At 33.8% G+C, this 16,261-nt stretch carries 13 protein-coding genes; 3 read left to right on the forward strand and 10 right to left on the reverse strand.

Going from position 1 to position 16,261, the window contains the following annotated elements; translation table 11 throughout:
- Positions 1-167 precede the first annotated feature (167 nt).
- Positions 168-710: a DUF1003 domain-containing protein gene (locus BED47_RS19560; RefSeq protein WP_025568706.1), complete on the forward strand. Its 543-nt coding sequence runs from the start codon at positions 168-170 to the stop codon at positions 708-710.
- Between the two features lie 179 nt (positions 711-889).
- Here BED47_RS19560 and BED47_RS19565 read toward each other — a convergent pair whose 3' ends face one another.
- The 4 genes from BED47_RS19565 to BED47_RS19580 are packed head-to-tail and all read right to left on the reverse strand — an operon-like array spanning position 890 to position 5,548.
- Positions 890-2,470 carry a hydantoinase/oxoprolinase N-terminal domain-containing protein gene (locus BED47_RS19565; protein ID WP_069035029.1) on the reverse strand — a complete coding sequence of 527 codons (1,581 nt, stop codon included), beginning with the start codon at positions 2,468-2,470 and terminating at the stop codon, positions 890-892.
- The gene (locus tag BED47_RS19570) at positions 2,470-3,564 is read right to left on the reverse strand and encodes a DUF917 domain-containing protein (RefSeq protein ID WP_069035030.1); all 1,095 of its coding nucleotides are present in this window, start codon (positions 3,562-3,564) and stop codon (positions 2,470-2,472) included. Before BED47_RS19570 ends, BED47_RS19565 begins: the two co-directional genes overlap by 1 nt.
- Positions 3,565-3,593: 29 nt before the next feature.
- Positions 3,594-4,913: a purine-cytosine permease family protein gene (locus tag BED47_RS19575; protein WP_069035031.1), complete on the reverse strand. Its 1,320-nt coding sequence runs from the start codon at positions 4,911-4,913 to the stop codon at positions 3,594-3,596.
- Between the two features lie 44 nt (positions 4,914-4,957).
- Positions 4,958-5,548: a TetR/AcrR family transcriptional regulator gene (locus tag BED47_RS19580; RefSeq protein ID WP_069035032.1), complete on the reverse strand. Its 591-nt coding sequence runs from the start codon at positions 5,546-5,548 to the stop codon at positions 4,958-4,960.
- Positions 5,549-6,112: 564 nt separating this feature from the next.
- Between BED47_RS19580 and BED47_RS19585 the strand changes: the two genes are divergently transcribed.
- On the forward strand, positions 6,113-6,295 hold the full coding sequence (locus BED47_RS19585) for a hypothetical protein (RefSeq protein ID WP_025568705.1): 183 nt from the start codon (positions 6,113-6,115) through the stop codon (positions 6,293-6,295).
- 145 nt (positions 6,296-6,440) lie between these two features.
- Here the strand turns inward: BED47_RS19585 and BED47_RS19590 are convergent, their stop codons facing one another.
- From BED47_RS19590 to BED47_RS19615, 6 genes are all read right to left on the reverse strand, one after another.
- Positions 6,441-10,202 carry a S8 family serine peptidase gene (locus tag BED47_RS19590; RefSeq protein ID WP_069035033.1) on the reverse strand — a complete coding sequence of 1,254 codons (3,762 nt, stop codon included), beginning with the start codon at positions 10,200-10,202 and terminating at the stop codon, positions 6,441-6,443.
- A 473-nt stretch (positions 10,203-10,675) separates the two neighbouring features.
- Positions 10,676-11,206, reverse strand: a complete 531-nt coding sequence (locus tag BED47_RS19595) for a hypothetical protein (RefSeq protein ID WP_069035034.1) — start codon at positions 11,204-11,206, stop codon at positions 10,676-10,678.
- 444 nt (positions 11,207-11,650) lie between these two features.
- Entirely contained in the window at positions 11,651-12,394 is a 744-nt protein-coding gene (locus BED47_RS19600) for an AlbA family DNA-binding domain-containing protein (protein WP_069035035.1), read from the reverse strand.
- 156 nt (positions 12,395-12,550) lie between these two features.
- Complete coding sequence (locus BED47_RS19605) at positions 12,551-13,507, reverse strand: hypothetical protein (RefSeq protein WP_069035036.1); 957 nt, start codon at positions 13,505-13,507, stop codon at positions 12,551-12,553.
- Positions 13,508-14,028: 521 nt separating this feature from the next.
- Entirely contained in the window at positions 14,029-14,460 is a 432-nt protein-coding gene (locus tag BED47_RS19610; protein ID WP_254664631.1) for an AbrB/MazE/SpoVT family DNA-binding domain-containing protein, read from the reverse strand.
- Between the two features lie 307 nt (positions 14,461-14,767).
- Entirely contained in the window at positions 14,768-14,968 is a 201-nt protein-coding gene (locus BED47_RS19615; RefSeq protein ID WP_025568698.1) for an alpha/beta-type small acid-soluble spore protein, read from the reverse strand.
- A 313-nt stretch (positions 14,969-15,281) separates the two neighbouring features.
- Between BED47_RS19615 and BED47_RS19620 the strand changes: the two genes are divergently transcribed.
- Positions 15,282-16,220, forward strand: a complete 939-nt coding sequence (locus tag BED47_RS19620; RefSeq protein ID WP_069035037.1) for a patatin-like phospholipase family protein — start codon at positions 15,282-15,284, stop codon at positions 16,218-16,220.
- Positions 16,221-16,261: the final 41 nt, after the last annotated feature.

The following is a 16,261-nucleotide window of genomic DNA, read 5'->3' on the forward strand; positions in this document are numbered from 1 at the left end:
GTGGAACATTTTTATGGGTAGTCCCAGTATAGGTGAGTCGGATAATTTACCGACGACATCAGAGGAAGTCATACAATTGAATATCCGAGGAGGATTACATCATAAAAATGTAGTCCAACTTTTATAAGCTTTTGAAGACTTCCTCTAGAAAAGAGGAGGTTGGAAACATGGTACACAACATTTGGAAGCAAATTTATGTTAAAAAACAAGTTGAAAAACCAAAAAAAATTCAAGGGTTTGATATTGATTTAAACCATGAAAACTTATCACGTATTGACCGATTAGTGGATCGTTATGAGTCAGAAATTCTGCAACATTTAAATAGTGATTACACCCAACGAACAAAATTGTCTGAGAGAATCGCAGATAAAATTGCGCAATTTGGTGGTAGTTGGAAATTTATTATTTGGTTTAGTTGTACACTTGCAGTATGGATGATTTGGAATAGCCTATCATTCACAAAAGCTTTTCATTTTGACTCTGCACCTTTTATCTTGTTGAACTTATGTCTATCTTTTATTGCGGCATTTCAAGCACCAGTCATTATGATGAGTCAAAACCGTCAAGCAGCACGCGATAAGCATGAATCCGTTATCGATTTTGCAATAAATTATAAAGCTGAACAAGAGATTGGTGACATGCAAAGTCGTCTAACTAATATTGAAAATCAATTAGCAGAGATTAGAGATTTACTTAAACAAAAAAATTAAAGATATTGATATAAATGGATCTTTATAGGTTATGATCCCCTTATAGTAGACAATCAAAAGAATGGATTGTTCTACCTTATGAAGGGGATTTTTTTATGGGAAATTTGATTCCATTATGCAACTTTTTAATTTTTCAACATGTTAAAAAAGCACCTCCAAAAAGGAAGGTGCCTCATTTTTTATACTAATTCATTAACTTCAACCTGCGCCAAATCCCCAGCAGCCTTTACTCTTACACGAGTCGCATTACCTGGCAAATAAGCCAATGGCACATCCTCCACATCAACAATTACCAAGTTGTTAGGATCTGCTCCTGCTTTAATCGCTTCTTGTTTAGCCTCATCTTTTGCAATGTCCAGTGCTTGATCACGAGTTAATTCTACTAATTTATAAATTCGTTCTACTTGACCGCTTACTTGGGAAATAGCTGCGCCAATTGCATTCGCTACACCTGAATGTTGCGGACGTATGACTTCTGATGCCCCTTTTAAATCTTCAGGAAGTAGAATACTACCACCACCAACTAGAATAACTGGCACGTCTTCTGAGCTTGTTTTCATCTTGTCGATTGCTTCTTCAACTAGCTCGACCATTTTCACATAAACTTTATTTAAAAGCTCCTTATCTAGATGAGCTACTTTTGATGCATCACCTAGCTCGACTTTTCCAAGCGCAACTGCTACGTCTGTTGTAGTTAATGTATCTCCTCCGAAAATTAAACTTTTTTCTGGAAGACGATAACCAACACTATCAGGTCCAACAGTGAATTCTCCATTATCCTTGATTCGAATAATCGTTCCTCCACCAAGTCCGATTGAAATTAGGTCCGGCATACGGAAGTTTGTTCGCGCTCCGCCAATTTCTACTGCAAGAGAAGATTCACGTGGGAATGATTGAATTAAAACGCCAACATCCGATGTTGTACCACCTACGTCTACAACAATCGCATCTGAACTTTTAGTCAGATAAGATGCTCCACGTAGTGAGTTCGTCGGACCGCAAGCGATTGTAAAAATAGGATATTTCACGGCATATTCTACAGACATTAATGTACCATCATTTTGTCCAAAAAATACTTTTGCTTCAATTCCTTCATTTTTTAATGCATTAATGAATCCATCAGCCGCTGTTTTTGCAACATTTACAACTGCAGCGTTGATAATTGTAGCGTTCTCTCTTTCTAGTAATCCTACTGAACCAATTTCTGATGATAGTGAAATAGCTACATCATCTCCAAGTACTTCCTTCATAATTTCACTTGCTCTTTCTTCGTGAGATTTTGAAACAGGTGAAAATACAGAAGTAATTGCTACCGAATCAACTTTCCCTACAATTTCGTTTGCAATTTGATACAGATGTGCTTCATCTAAAGAAACAATCTCTCTTCCATCAAACTCGTGACCACCACGAACTAAATAAACATGTTTTCCAAGTGCTTCACGAAGATCATCTGGGACACCAACTAGAGGCTTTACTGCTAAAGTAGCTGGAGCTCCGATTCTAATCGCTGCGATTTTATTTAATCTCTTTCTTTCAACAATTGCATTTGTACAATGTGTAGTTCCTAGCATTGCGTATTTTATTTGTTCTCTTGGTACATTCGCATCGCCGATTATTTTCTTCAAAGCTGTATAAATACCTGTCGCAACATCTTCTGTTGTAGGGGATTTCGTTTCAGATACTACTTGATTACGTTCATCTAAAAGAACTGCATCCGTATGCGTTCCACCAACGTCAATACCAATTCTATATGTACTCATTATAATGTCACTCCTTTTTTAACAAGTTCTTCTACTGGAATATAGTCAACATCGTAGCCAAAGTATTTTGGTCCTACTGTTTCAATTCCTTTTTCAGTTCTCCATTTTGGATGACAAGGAATTCCGACTACTACGCATCTTGCTCCATATCGAATCCCTTCTGTTGTAATTGGAAGTCCTGTTTCTGCGTCAAGTACTGCAATTAAATCTGGTGTGACACAGAGTAAGCGCTGATTAGTTTGTGCAAGTAAGTGTTCATTTTGGAAACGAACTTCTAATGTTTCCCCTTTATATTCATTAATGCCTTCAAATGTTGCGATCCCTTTTGCAAATCCGCTTTCAGTTTTTCTATTAATATCTGTTACTTTTCCACGGAAAAGTTCAAAGCCTTTCGCACATTTTAATGCCTCTTTAACTGGATCTGCATTGATTTCTTTTGCAAGTCTAATCGCTTTTCCTAACTCTTCTTCGAGTTGAAGAATGTTACGAATTCCACTATCTTTTAAATTTTTTCCTGTCATCGGATAAATGGCAGTCATGACAGAACCACCCATTTCAATTGTTGCTGCACGGGCAATCCGTTCAGTCCAAAGATTATTGATTGTTGATAGGACAGAATTATTCCCTTTCTCATCAGCAAGTACCATTGGTGTTGCTGAAATACCGTCTAAGTAAAATGTAACCATTTGTAATTCTGGAAATGCTCTTCCCATGCCATCTACATCCACAACAGGTAATCCTAGCTTTGCTGCAAGAGCAAGCGGAATCATCGAATTTAAACCACCAGCCTCGATTGGCATCGTTGCATAAATTTTCTTTCCTAAATAAGATTCAAGGTTTTGAAATGCACTAAACATCTCTTCACCACTTGGAACTTTTTCAAGCAATACAGTTGGAGCACCCATCATCGCTGATGGAACAATTAATGCATCATCCGGCACCTCATCTACATTTAATAAAGTGATTTCGCCATATTCTTCAATCGCTTGTAAAGCCATTAACTTACCTATGTAAGGGTCTCCCCCTCCTCCTGTACCTAGTAAAGCAGCACCTACAGCAATATCTTCAATTTCCTGTTTCCCTATTTTTCTCATTTTTAGAATACCTCCAATATCCAGAAATTTTATGCGGTAATTTTTTCATCCACTACGCGCTTATTTTTAATTGCTTTTAAAATTAAAACACCGAAGTAATAAACTATTCCACTTAATACAAGTGAGTTAATTGATGGAATACCAAATTTTATAAAATAACCAGCTGCAAATCCTGCTGCCCATGCAATTAATGTCACTGGATTAATCTTTTCTGGTTCAGCTGGTAAAGTTCCCTTTTCCTTACTTTCATCCAACGCTTTTCGATATGTTTTTAATACAAAGTAATCAATGACCATAATTCCCGCAATCGGTGGAATCATGACGCCTAGGAAAACTAGAAAATCTACAAAACGGTCAAGAATACCAAGAATGGATAATAATGATCCGATTAATCCAATTACAAGTGTTACAATTCCACGATTCACTTTAACTTTAAAAATCGTATCGATAATATTCGTAAATCCTAGAGAAGAAGAATATAAGTTCAAGTTATTGATTTTCACAGTAGAGAAAACAACAACTGCTGCACCAATCCAACCAGAAGTTTGTAGCATAATACTTACAACATCATTTGTTTTTGCTGCATGTGACATCAATACAGCGATCATACTAACACCTAATTCACCGACTAGAGTACCAATCGTTGTCATCCAAAAAACATCTTTACCGCTTCGAGCAAAACGACTAAAATCTGGCGTAATAACAGCACCAATCATAAATCCTCCGGCAACCATTGTTGCACCAACGCCAATTGAAAGTGACTGACCTGGAGGAGGCGTTCCTATTAAACTAATAATCGAATGATCACTTAATACTTTATAAACTCCGAATCCTACTACGATTAGAAAAGCAGGAACCGCAATTTTCGCTGTTAGGCTTAATAGTTTAAATCCAAAAATAACTAAGACAGTTACACCTATACCTGTAATCGCAGCAGCAACGGGAAGGATTAATTTACCACCGGTCGCTTCGACTAATCCATTTGCAAAAACAGAGTTCTGTACGCCAAACCAACCGATACAACAAATGGAAACAACAAAGCCAATAATACTAGAGCCATATCTACCAAATCCAGTCCAACGAGACAATAGACTAGTAGAAAGACCTTCACGTGCCCCGGCATAACCTAATAGAAAACTAACAATTTGCAACAGAACACTTCCGAACATCGTCGCCCAAAACGCCTGCCAAAAAGTCATCCCATAACCTAATGAAGCACCCAACATAAACTGAGACAATGTTGCCAAAGCACCAACTCTCACAAGCATAATATCCCACATTGGTAGTCGCGCCGATTGCGGCACCCTTGATAGTGAGTAATCATCTCCAATATTTGACTTATTTCCCATTAATCTGACCTCCCCATTATTTTCACCAGTTAGTAAACCTTTATTTATTGTGAAATCCCATTCCAAAACTGATTAAATGTGATACCCAATCTTGTATAAATCTCTTCTTCACTATGACGATGCATTTGCCAGAACAGCCCGTCCATTATGCATTGGAACGATAAAGCTAACGCATGACAATCACTATCTTTAATTTCCCCTTTCTCGATCCCTTGTCTAAAAATTTCAAAAAGAATTTTATACTCATCTAGCTCCATTGAACCAAATCGTTTCATAATATCTTCTTTTATAAACTCTGGTGGAGATGTCATTAGACGAACTAAAATTTTAGCTTTTAGTTCCTCTTGATACTGAAAATCAATCGCTGATTTTAAAATAGAGTAGAGTTGAACTTTAGTAGATTGATTGCTTTTAAAATGTGACTCAACGATTGATAAATGTCCATCTAATGTTTCTTTATAGACAGCTAGAAAAATATCATCCTTTCCCTCAAAAAAAGCATAAACAGAAGGTGCCTTTATCCCAACTTCATTTGCGATTTCTCTAAGTGTCATTCCAGAATATCCTTTTTTTGCAAATAACTTTGTTGCTGCTTCTTTAATATTTTCTTTTGTTGATTTTGTTTTAATAGTCATCCTTTATACATATCCCCCTAATTTACCTAACTAATGTACGTTAGGTAATGAGTTAAAAAAATATAGTTTCTTTCCTTTAACTCAAATATTTATTTTATCTACTTTAATTCCTAACTTATGTTTATTTGGTAATGAGCGAAAAGAATTTACAAAATCTACCTAACAAACGTTAGGTAAATGGGTAAAAAAATAAGATTACTTTCTAATCTACCTAACACATGTTAGGTAACGAGCGAAAAAAAATATGACTTCTAACTTTTACTATTTTTCGAAAACCTCCATTCACTAAAAAATATATTGTAGCTATATTACCACCACAATACACAGAATACAATGATTTTTCTGAAAATATTTTAAATAATTTATGAAAATTTACAGGACATCATATTAAAATAAGATAATCGCTTTTTTTAAAGCCCTCAGTTCCCTACTTACGAATTAATTGATCTACAATTTTTTGTAAATTTTGTGTAATCTTGCTTCTTTCACAATGAAATTTGATTTATTTTTCCATATTAGTGATATACTTAAATTATTAAATCCCTATTATAGGAGGAATGAAAAATGAACGAACAAGAATTAAAAGAATATCGTACAAATGTCATTTCATCACTAGAGGAAGAAATCGCTCACTACCAAAACTTAATCAAACTAACAAGACATAGCAGACTGAAAGAAAGCCATACATATAATCTTAAGTTCATGCAAGAATTATTAGACGCTGAAAAAGCTGATCAAAATAAATGATTAAGAGGTACCTTCTAAGTGGAAGGTGCCTTTTTTAATTGTGAGAAATAGTTAAGCCGTTTTCAACAAGGACTAAAAATAATTTATTTATTGCTCATAAGGTAGAAGCACCTTCCACAAGGAAGGTGCCTCACTCACTCTTTATTTACTTCAATCCAAAAGCCTTAATAATATCTTGATTAATACTATTACCCGCATCATCCCAAGCACTTGCTCTTAATGATACAGAAGTTGCCTTCTTACGGTTTTCAATTCTAGCTTTCCAGCCATCTTTTTCACGATTTAAATCAACTAGTTCCCAAGTCTTGCCTTCATCATATGAAACTTCTAATGTTGCACCTTTCATTTTACCGTTTCCTGGTGCACCAGCTACTTGAATAGCTTTCATTTCTAAATCGACCCAACGGCCTGATTTTGCATCACCATTCATGTCAGTTTCTACATTGTAATCAAGCGAGATTAATGGAAGTTCTGTTTGATATTCTTCTTGCTCTTTAGACCAGAATGTCCACTCTGTATGTGTTTTTACAGAATTATCAAAGCGAGCTGGATCGCGCCAAGCATCACTAACTACTTTATACTGCGTATTTGCAGTTGGGTATTCATTAAATGAGTAGATTGCTTGTCCTTTTGCTTCTTTTACTAGTTTAGATCCTTGGTATAGTTTTAATGTTTGTGAACCTGGATAATTAGTTTCTGAACCTGTGCTTCCTACTCCAGAATCAGCCCATGCAGGGATGTTGATGACTAAGTTGTTTCCTGTACGATAAGGTTTCCAGAAGCCATCACCTAAACGAGGACGAGCAACCGGTGAGAACCACTCTTCATCTAATGTTTGACCTGGTTTGTATGTTGCTTTTGGCTGGCGTACTTCCCAAGCAGTATCTAGCACACTAGCTTGATGATACCAAGAAGTGCCTTTTTGAGCAGAAACCCATTCTGTTCGAACTGATGGTAGATTTAATTTCATTTGATAACCTACTCCATTTGGTCGGTAAGATGGAATATCCCAACGGAATTCACCACCTGCTGTAGGTTGATCAGATTTGTATTCAGCATTAATTTTTACAAGGTCGTTCGCTTTAGGTGAATAAGTTACGTCATTTGGAATTGCATTGTCATGGTTATCAACAAGATCATAAACGTATTTCGAATTAGGAGTACCTTTTACGTCCAGTGTTACTTTTTTGGACTTCGCAGTCTCAATCAATTTTTTACCTTCTGTTTGGCTAATTGCTACAACCGCGATTGGAGAATCTGAAAGTGAGTAATCATCATTTTCAACTCCAACATATTCACTAATTTCTTCTGGTCCATCATTTACTGTGATAACTAGTTTTGCACCTGCTGCATATGCTGCTGCAGAACGTTCCATACCAGTTACTTCATCACTTCGATCAACGATTACAGCTTTACCCTTAACGTTTAGTCCTTTATAATCGGCTGGAGCCCCTTTACCTACATAAACAGCGTCAAAATTGTATTTTCCATCTAGCGGCGTACTTCCTGCTTGTGGGATATCATCTAATTCATTGCCTTTGAAATTAATTGTCATGTATGGTTCAATCAATCTCCATCGAGTGTTGAATGTAAATTTTCCATTTTTAACTTTCTTAGTTGGCTCAGCATACATCTTATCAACTATAGCCGGCATTACATAGATGTCACCAACATTGTTGCCATCAATTTCACGGTAATATTCCATTTTTCTAAAGCTTGCTTCTGTTTTATTCGGTACGTTTGCTGTAATTTCATTGGCTTTTCTTGCATCCAATGTAACTGTTTGAGGACCATTTAAATTAATTTCAGGATCTCCTACAAGTGCAACGCCAGCGTGGTCAGTATCAGTATCAACATCCATCATTGACATTGCAGAATATGTTCCTGGTTTTAGACGTAATTCTGTTGTACCGTTAATTGCAATAAACTCCGGAATACCATTTGGACCAAGTAGATTGATATACGCTAATGTAGGATTACCGTCACGTCCAATAGCTTTTAAAGTTAGTGGATATCTTTCTTCTTCTTTAATCATAGCCAAAGCGGTATGCACAACAGTTTTACCATCAACATTTGCAGAAATCTGACCTTGATAACGTTGACCATTAGCAGCTGCATTCGGATCAAGTGTTACATTTACATTTGCACTACCTTTTGCCGGTACAGTTACCTTGTTCGTTGAAAGTTTAAATAAACCAGCAGGTTCATCAGCATCGCTATTATCAGTAATTTTCGCTGATAGATCTAACGTCACAGGCTTATCACTATCGTTAGTGTAAGTAATTGTTTTCTCTTTCAATCCATCATTATCATGTGGCCAAGCATAGAAACCAAAATCAAGTGAACCTGTCGCACGCAAATCACCAAGAGTCGCTGCTGCAACATCAAGACGTCCAGTTCCACCTTCTAACGGCTTAATATCATCTAATTTTTTAGTTGTACTCATTAATGCATCTTTCAGCTGTGCGCCTGACCAATCAGGGTGACGTTGTGAAAGAATCGCTGCCGCTCCTGCCACGTGTGGCGTAGCCATCGACGTACCACTCATTGAAAGATAAGATCCACTTCCTTGAGTTGAATATTGAGATCGTGCAGCAGTAATATTTACACCTGGTGCTGTTAGATCCGGCTTTAATCCTTCACTTCCAAAACGTGGACCTTGTGAAGAGAAGTAAGCAAGATTATCTGATTTATCAACTGCACCAACTGTTAGTGCTGCATCTGCAGCTCCAGGAGAACCGATTCCTTCACGGCCTGTATTACCAGCCGCAATAACGAACAGAGAGCCTGTCTCAGCACTTAAATTATTAACCGCTTGTGACATTGGATCCGTACCATCACTTGACTCATCGCTTCCTAAACTCATGCTTACAATCTTGGCATTATGTGCAGCCCATTCCATACCATCAATAATCCATGAATCAAGACCAAAGCCTTCATTGCTTAACACTTTTCCTACTAGTAAACTAGCTCCTGGTGCTACCCCTTTATATTTTCCACCTGATGCTGCTCCCGTTCCTAGTACAGTCGAGGCAACATGAGTACCATGTGCATGAAAATCACGTACATCTTGGTCAGGAACAAAGCTTTTTGTTTCTTTTATTTGACCAGCTACATCTGGATGCTGTGCATCAATACCCGTGTCAAGAACTGCTACTTTTACGCCACTTCCGTTGTAACCAGCATTCCAAGCAGTAGGTGCCCCAATTTGAGGAACACTTTGCTCAAGCGTTGCCTTAACACGACCATCTAACCAAATTTTTTCAATTCCAGGTGTAACTAATGACTTTGTAGATTTAACAGAATCCGCAGATTTTATATTTTTCTTAACATCTTGCCAGAACTCTTTCGAATCCTTTTTCTCTGCAGAAAGCGCTGCTCCATTTATACTTTCAAGTTCATGTGTTTTCTTTGAAGCTTTTAATGTAGGCTTCACACTTGAGCGAGTTTTTGACTCTGAATACTGTACGATAACAGGTAATGTCTTTTGAGAAGCATCATCATATCCATCCGCTATTAGTGCAGTGATATTGAATAAATCTCGATCTAATGCACCAGAAGCTAAGTAAGGCATCGCTTGTTTTGGAATAACATATGTATCCTTATTAACCGTCATGATATGTGAACCACCATCAGCTTTATCTGCTGGCTCAACACTAATCACACTTTGTCCATCTGCAAACTCTGTTACAGTAACAACATCACCTGTAATAAGGGTAATCACATGCTTCCCTGTACTTGCTTTTGCGTTAATTCCTTGAAGATTCGTTTCTACAGCACTACTATTTGTTAAATTTGAAACATTATTGCTTGTCCCGGCAGCTAACGCTTGAAAAGTCGGAACAGCAATAAGAGCTGTCGTCATCATCGCAGTAACATACTTATTTAACCTAGGCTTACCTGTCATCTTACACTCCCCTATTCTGATAAAATAAAAAAAGCGACTTCTCATATGAATCTATTAAAATCGATTTTAATCGTTCATATCCAAACCACTTCTTAAAAAGCACTCTACATTATCAAAATATAAAGAATATTCAATTATTGGTCAATTGGGTTATTTAGCTCCTGATTTAACAGCATTTTATTAAAACGCGCTAATTTTTCTAATCGTTTTTAAATGAAATTAACCCACTTATTTTCACAAAATAAATGATTAGTTTTTTACTTTTTAATTTTCAATCTAATTAAATAGACCTATTAAAAATTCGTATAAAAATATCTTTAGAGGAAAAATGTACCTATTCCTTTTTCGCTAAAAATTAGGTTATTTACTATATAAAAGCACTTAACTCTTTGTTATGTTAAGTGCCTCTCCCTTTATTAAGATAATTTGATATAAGTTTTAAAACCTAGGTTATTCATAGATTTTCTAAAAGTTTACATCCTTTTAAAACTAAATCCGGTAGTTATCAAACAAGATAGAAATGCAACAATTGAAACCACTAATCCAATCATCAATCCTAATGATCTCATAAACAGATCTTCACCTGGATAAGAAGGTTCAAGATTTAATAACCAAAATAGAAACAAAATTGATAATAAAATATAAAAACTACTCCCTAAAATACTCATTTTAATTCGGTTTGCGTTTGAACCTTGCCATGCCTTATTCACAATCATCCATAAAAAGAAGCTTCCAAAGACGGCCAAAACCATTACCAATAAGTCGAGAAATGGAATTAGTAGATACGTTAATAGATAAATTAACAGACAAGAAGTAAAAAACAACGTTGCATTCATAATAAACAAGAAAATACCTGACATTAAATGATTTTGAAACCAACTAGTATTTTTCAATTTAAAAACAAGTTTATTATTTTCACCAAGCTTAGATGATACTTTATCCTTACTAAATAGAATTATGGAAACTGCAATAAAAACGAACAATAAAAATAAAGTCAATGACACTTTACCTCCATATTTAATTCTTATTATTACTAATTATAAAATGAAATATATTCCAGTGGAGTAACAATCTATGAAATTTATATGAAAAAAGCTATAAACAAGCGATTAAGCAATTGTTTATAGCTTTTTTATACGATAAATAATTCTTTCACAAAATTATAACATTCATAAATCTTACTCTTTATTAATTCAACTATAATAAAAGATAATCCTAGTTTAGATGTTTTATATAAAAACGAAAGAATCAAAATATGTACGATACTTGAATACTGATAAAAAAATTGAAAAAGTAGAGAAGGACTTAAGACATGCTGATTATATAGAAAATACTTATTACAAGTAATTTTAAATATTAAATAAAAAATGGAATGTAAGATAAACCGATCCTCCTGGTTTTATCTTCATTCCTATAATTTCTGCATTTTATTCTAACCTCAATACTAATCACTCAATATTACTAACCTCCAAAACAATCTCAATCTTCCGCTTCTTCTTCTCAATCATACTGGCAATAAATTCACTAAAATCATCTTTTTGACTTTTTGGGGTTTTATTTGTATCACCACTAATTGCAGCGATTCGATACAGGATCTTTAATTGTTCCATATGCTCATTTAGACTCATATTTGATAAGTCCTCATATTGTTCAATGAGCCTTTTTCTAAAAATAATTTCTAAGTCATCGTTTGTGGCAGTTTCGTTTGAAGTATTTTTTCGAATATAAATTTTATCTGTAAATAATTTATCGGAGCCTCTTTTAGCAATAAACGGGATATACCGATTTTGCTCGGGGATATAAATGATGAAGAAGGTTTTACCACTAAAATATCCATACATTTCATTCTCATCGTAATCAATTTGTTGAAGATGATAAATTAGAATAGAAGGTAAGTAGCCATTTAATTTTCTTTGAAAATCGGTTGGATCCTTTAGCTCTTCTTTAAGGATTCCTACGGGGTGATTATCATCATTTACGCCAAAAATAATTGATCCTCCACCAGAATTTGCCATTGCAATGATTAATTTTGCAATTTGGTCCTCTCTAACGAATGTTTCCTTAAAATCCAATGCATTATTTTCTCCAAAAGATTGTTCAATCAGATTTTTAAGAGAAGCAATATCAAAATTCTTATCTGCATAATTAAATGTATTTAGAAATTCCTGCTTATAAATCGGCCTTTTAACCATTATTCCACCTAGTTTCATATTTTTTAAAATCTAAACTAGATCTGTTATTACATTTAATGTTAGGAAAAAAGAAATGGCACCTAAATATCCTACAATTTTTCTGGTAAAAAATTCAAAAAGCCAAAGCACATAGCCTTGGCCTCTAATATCAATGATCTAAAAATCACTAGGAAATATTCTTCGTTTAAAGTGATATTCAACTGAGCGATTATTAAACAGATTACTATAATTTACTTTAATCTTTTTAACTTCTAGTTGCTTAATTTTCTCTTCTAATGACTTCTTATCCTCATCAGTTAATTTTCCATCCTCTGACAAACTAGAAATTTCATTTAATAATTCCTGAATCTTTTCATCACGAAATTCTTTTTCTTCATTTTGTTGATAAATGGTCATCTTAGTATGAAGAATTGAATTGACCAATTCGTCAGCCCCACCCGAAAGTCTATTTAAGATTAAAAGCTGTTCATTTAATATCTCATTATCTAAATCATAAGGATACCTTAGTTGATGATCTATTTCGCTCCAGCCTTCTTCAAAGATTGTTCTTACTTGAATTTCAGCTAAATAATTCACTTTTGTCATTTGCGACTTAATCACATAATGCCATGATCGATATCCGGCATCATGAACTAAAAACTGAAACTTTTCCTCCTCAATATGCTGTTCGCTTGTCATATCTCCTAAGCGATGGTAAATAGTCGCTTTTTCATGTAAATTCCAATTTTGTCTAATAGTTTTGTCTATATCTGCAGCTTGGTATTTATATAAATGTAATGCTCTTATACCAATTAGATCTGTGATTTCTGATTTATAATTCGAAACATTGATTTCATAAGATGAGTCTGATTTTTTGCCTTTTATCGTCTTTCGAATAATCTTTTCAATTAAATGATCAGGATATTTAATTCTTGATTTCACAGTATGAATTTCAGGATTTTTACGGAGTATTTCTGAAATAAAAGTAGCTACAGTTTCAAGATTCGGAATTTCTGATATGTATTCATTATAAATTTCAATATATTTTGACCAGTCTAAACAGTACTTTTCAAAATCCTGTTCATCGATTTTATATTTTTCAAAGAAATACTTTTGATTCTCTATTAGGCCCATACGTTATCTCCTTCTAATAATTCCATAACCATATCCTACCATATTTCTGGAAGAAACATACTTTTACAGTACAGAAATTGAGTATGACTGTTCTACTTTTTTACTAATCTTATTATTAAATAATCGAACAAATGACCTATTTTGAATATACGTTCGTAAAAAATCTATCTATTTTCTAAAAAAACCACTTACATTAGAATAGATGTTCGTGTATAATAAAAACATTCAAACAAAACAGAACATACAATCTTAAAATTCAAGACAATTAAAGCCTAAGAGAACTTAAAAGTAGAACAAAAAAAGGAGATGTGAAAAATGGAAATTATCATTCTATGTAGTGTCTTATTATCTTGGTGTATTTTAGAGGGTTTTAACAAATTTGTAGTAAATCGTTGAAAGCACTAAAAGAGATTCTTTATATTACTTTAGAAAGGATAAACTCTCTTATTCCCTAAAACTAATTTCAAACAAAAAAGTGCTCTTCTACTTTGAAAAGATAAAAGAGCACTTTTAGAGATTTTTTATTTAGCTATGTATTCCTGCAATTCCTTAAGAAGAATTTCTGCGCCGTATTTACTTACTACAATCTTTCCACTATCAAACGAAAAATTATTTTCATCAATAACTCCTGTTATCATACAAGCATTACTAGAAACAAATTGTTTAAGGATAATCTTTTGTTCCTCAATAAATACTTCAAATGGTTCATATTTATTTAGATTTAACATTTTTCTTAATTCCTTTGGTAAAACAATTCTTCCTAAGTCATCTAGTCTTCGGACAATTCCACTTAGACCGGAATTTTCATCATATTTTGTAAGAATAATCATACCTTCTTCAAAATGAATTTCAAAAGGAGCATTGTTCTCTAAATTCATTGTGTTTCTTAGTTCTTTTGGTAGAACAATTCTTCCAAGATCGTCTAGTTTTCTAATAATTCCAGTTGATTTCATACTTGCAACTCCCCATTTATTTCTATCTCTTTATCTACTCAATATAATTCTCTCTATAGTTACATTGAGTTTAGTTTAATAATACCAAATTATTTTAATTTTCTCTCTACTTATATCGACTCATTTTTACTTATATTAATACAAATTAATAAAAATTTATTGATATTTCTTAATTATCATCCTTTTTACCCTATCTTTTTTAGTATTCGTTAAATTAGGTAAAATTTTTTAAAAGATTCAAAAAGAGATGAGTTAATCAATCGGTAACGAATTACCTTTAATTAACTCATCTCTTAAAATAAATCTTTTATCTTGTATATCCACCGAGACTTTGTTCAGCCATTTGAACTAAACGTTTTGTAATCTCTCCACCTACAGAACCATTTGCACGAGCTGTTGAATCTGGACCTAAATGTACTCCAAATTCTGTTGCAATTTCATACTTCATCTGATCGATTGCAGATTCAGCATTTGGTGAAACATATTGATTTGAAGATCTGTTTGCCATGATATGTAGCCCCTTATAATAAAATTTTCTGATATAAACTATCAGATTGCTGTTAGTATTTCATATTGAATTGAAAATATTCATCATATAAATATTTCTGTAACTATTTGAATGATTCATACGAAATTTTATGGCAAATAGAGTTTTCCTTGATATTTGAAATCTTAATTCATCTGCAAAGATTGTCAGATTATTTCCCAAAAAATAAATTAATTGCTAAATATGATTGAATCAATAGCTAATCACACTTAAACAGAACTCCCATATATTATATTAGTATAATTCCATTTTTCTGAAAGGTAGGTGTAACAAAATGAAAGTAGATGGTATCTTTGAAGGAGGAGGAGTTCGAGGAATCGGGCATGTTGGTGCTATTTGTGCATTAGAAGAAGAAGGATATGAATGGGCACGTTTGGCAGGTACTTCTGCTGGTGCTATTGTTGCTACTCTTCTAGCATGTGGCTATACAGGAAAAGAATTAAAGGAAATTATGGATCATCTAGATTATAAGAAATTTATTACTAAAACATGGTTGCACTTTATTCCTTTAATAGGACTAGGATTAAATCTCTTATTTAAAAATGGGTTATATAAAAATGACTTTGAAGAAGAATGGTTAGAAGCTTTATTATCAAAAAAAGGTGTTCGCTATTTCGATGATTTAGAAAAAGGTAAATTAAAAATCATTATTTCAGATATTAGTAATGGTAAGATGGTCGTTTTACCTGACGATTTACCTGATTACGGCTTAACAGCAAAAGATATAACAATTTCTCAAGCAGTAAGAATGAGTGGTACAATTCCCTTTTTCTTTCAACCAATTAAACTAAAAACTCCTTTTTATAATTATCCAATTTTAATTGTTGATGGCGGAATTCTAAGTAATTTTCCAATTTGGATTTTCGATGATCATCAAGAATGGCCGACTTTCGGTTTTCGCTTAATAGATGAAGAAATTATTGCGAAACCACTGGATGGTCATACCCCAATCTCATTTTATAAATCAATATTTATCACGATGAGACAAGCACACGACATTCGACATCTTACAACTGAAGTAAATGAACGAACAATAAAAATCCCAACTGGTGATATATCAAGTACAGATTTCAATTTAACTAAAAAAGAAAAAGAAGCACTTTTTACAAATGGATACCAAGCCGCAAAAAAATTTCTTGGAACTTGGGATTTTGAAAAGTTTAAACACAACTATCCGCCTGAACCTTACTGTCAAAAGGTGAATAGTCTGTAGTAACTTAAAAAACGCAATCTTTTCTTGATATTCATAGAAAA

Source organism: Gottfriedia luciferensis (assembly GCF_001712755.1).
In the GTDB taxonomy this organism is placed as follows: domain Bacteria; phylum Bacillota; class Bacilli; order Bacillales; family Bacillaceae_G; genus Gottfriedia; species Gottfriedia luciferensis_B.

Coding starts and splice junctions, on each gene's coding strand:
- BED47_RS19560 (WP_025568706.1), top strand. CDS start 168: ATGGTACACAACATTTGGAAGCAAATTTATGTTAAAAAACAAGTTGAA.
- BED47_RS19565 (WP_069035029.1), bottom strand. CDS start 2,470: ATGAGTACATATAGAATTGGTATTGACGTTGGTGGAACGCATACGGAT.
- BED47_RS19570 (WP_069035030.1), bottom strand. CDS start 3,564: ATGAGAAAAATAGGGAAACAGGAAATTGAAGATATTGCTGTAGGTGCT.
- BED47_RS19575 (WP_069035031.1), bottom strand. CDS start 4,913: ATGGGAAATAAGTCAAATATTGGAGATGATTACTCACTATCAAGGGTG.
- BED47_RS19580 (WP_069035032.1), bottom strand. CDS start 5,548: ATGACTATTAAAACAAAATCAACAAAAGAAAATATTAAAGAAGCAGCA.
- BED47_RS19585 (WP_025568705.1), top strand. CDS start 6,113: ATGAACGAACAAGAATTAAAAGAATATCGTACAAATGTCATTTCATCA.
- BED47_RS19590 (WP_069035033.1), bottom strand. CDS start 10,202: ATGACAGGTAAGCCTAGGTTAAATAAGTATGTTACTGCGATGATGACG.
- BED47_RS19600 (WP_069035035.1), bottom strand. CDS start 12,394: ATGGTTAAAAGGCCGATTTATAAGCAGGAATTTCTAAATACATTTAAT.
- BED47_RS19605 (WP_069035036.1), bottom strand. CDS start 13,507: ATGGGCCTAATAGAGAATCAAAAGTATTTCTTTGAAAAATATAAAATC.
- BED47_RS19610 (WP_254664631.1), bottom strand. CDS start 14,460: ATGAAATCAACTGGAATTATTAGAAAACTAGACGATCTTGGAAGAATT.
- BED47_RS19615 (WP_025568698.1), bottom strand. CDS start 14,968: ATGGCAAACAGATCTTCAAATCAATATGTTTCACCAAATGCTGAATCT.
- BED47_RS19620 (WP_069035037.1), top strand. CDS start 15,282: ATGAAAGTAGATGGTATCTTTGAAGGAGGAGGAGTTCGAGGAATCGGG.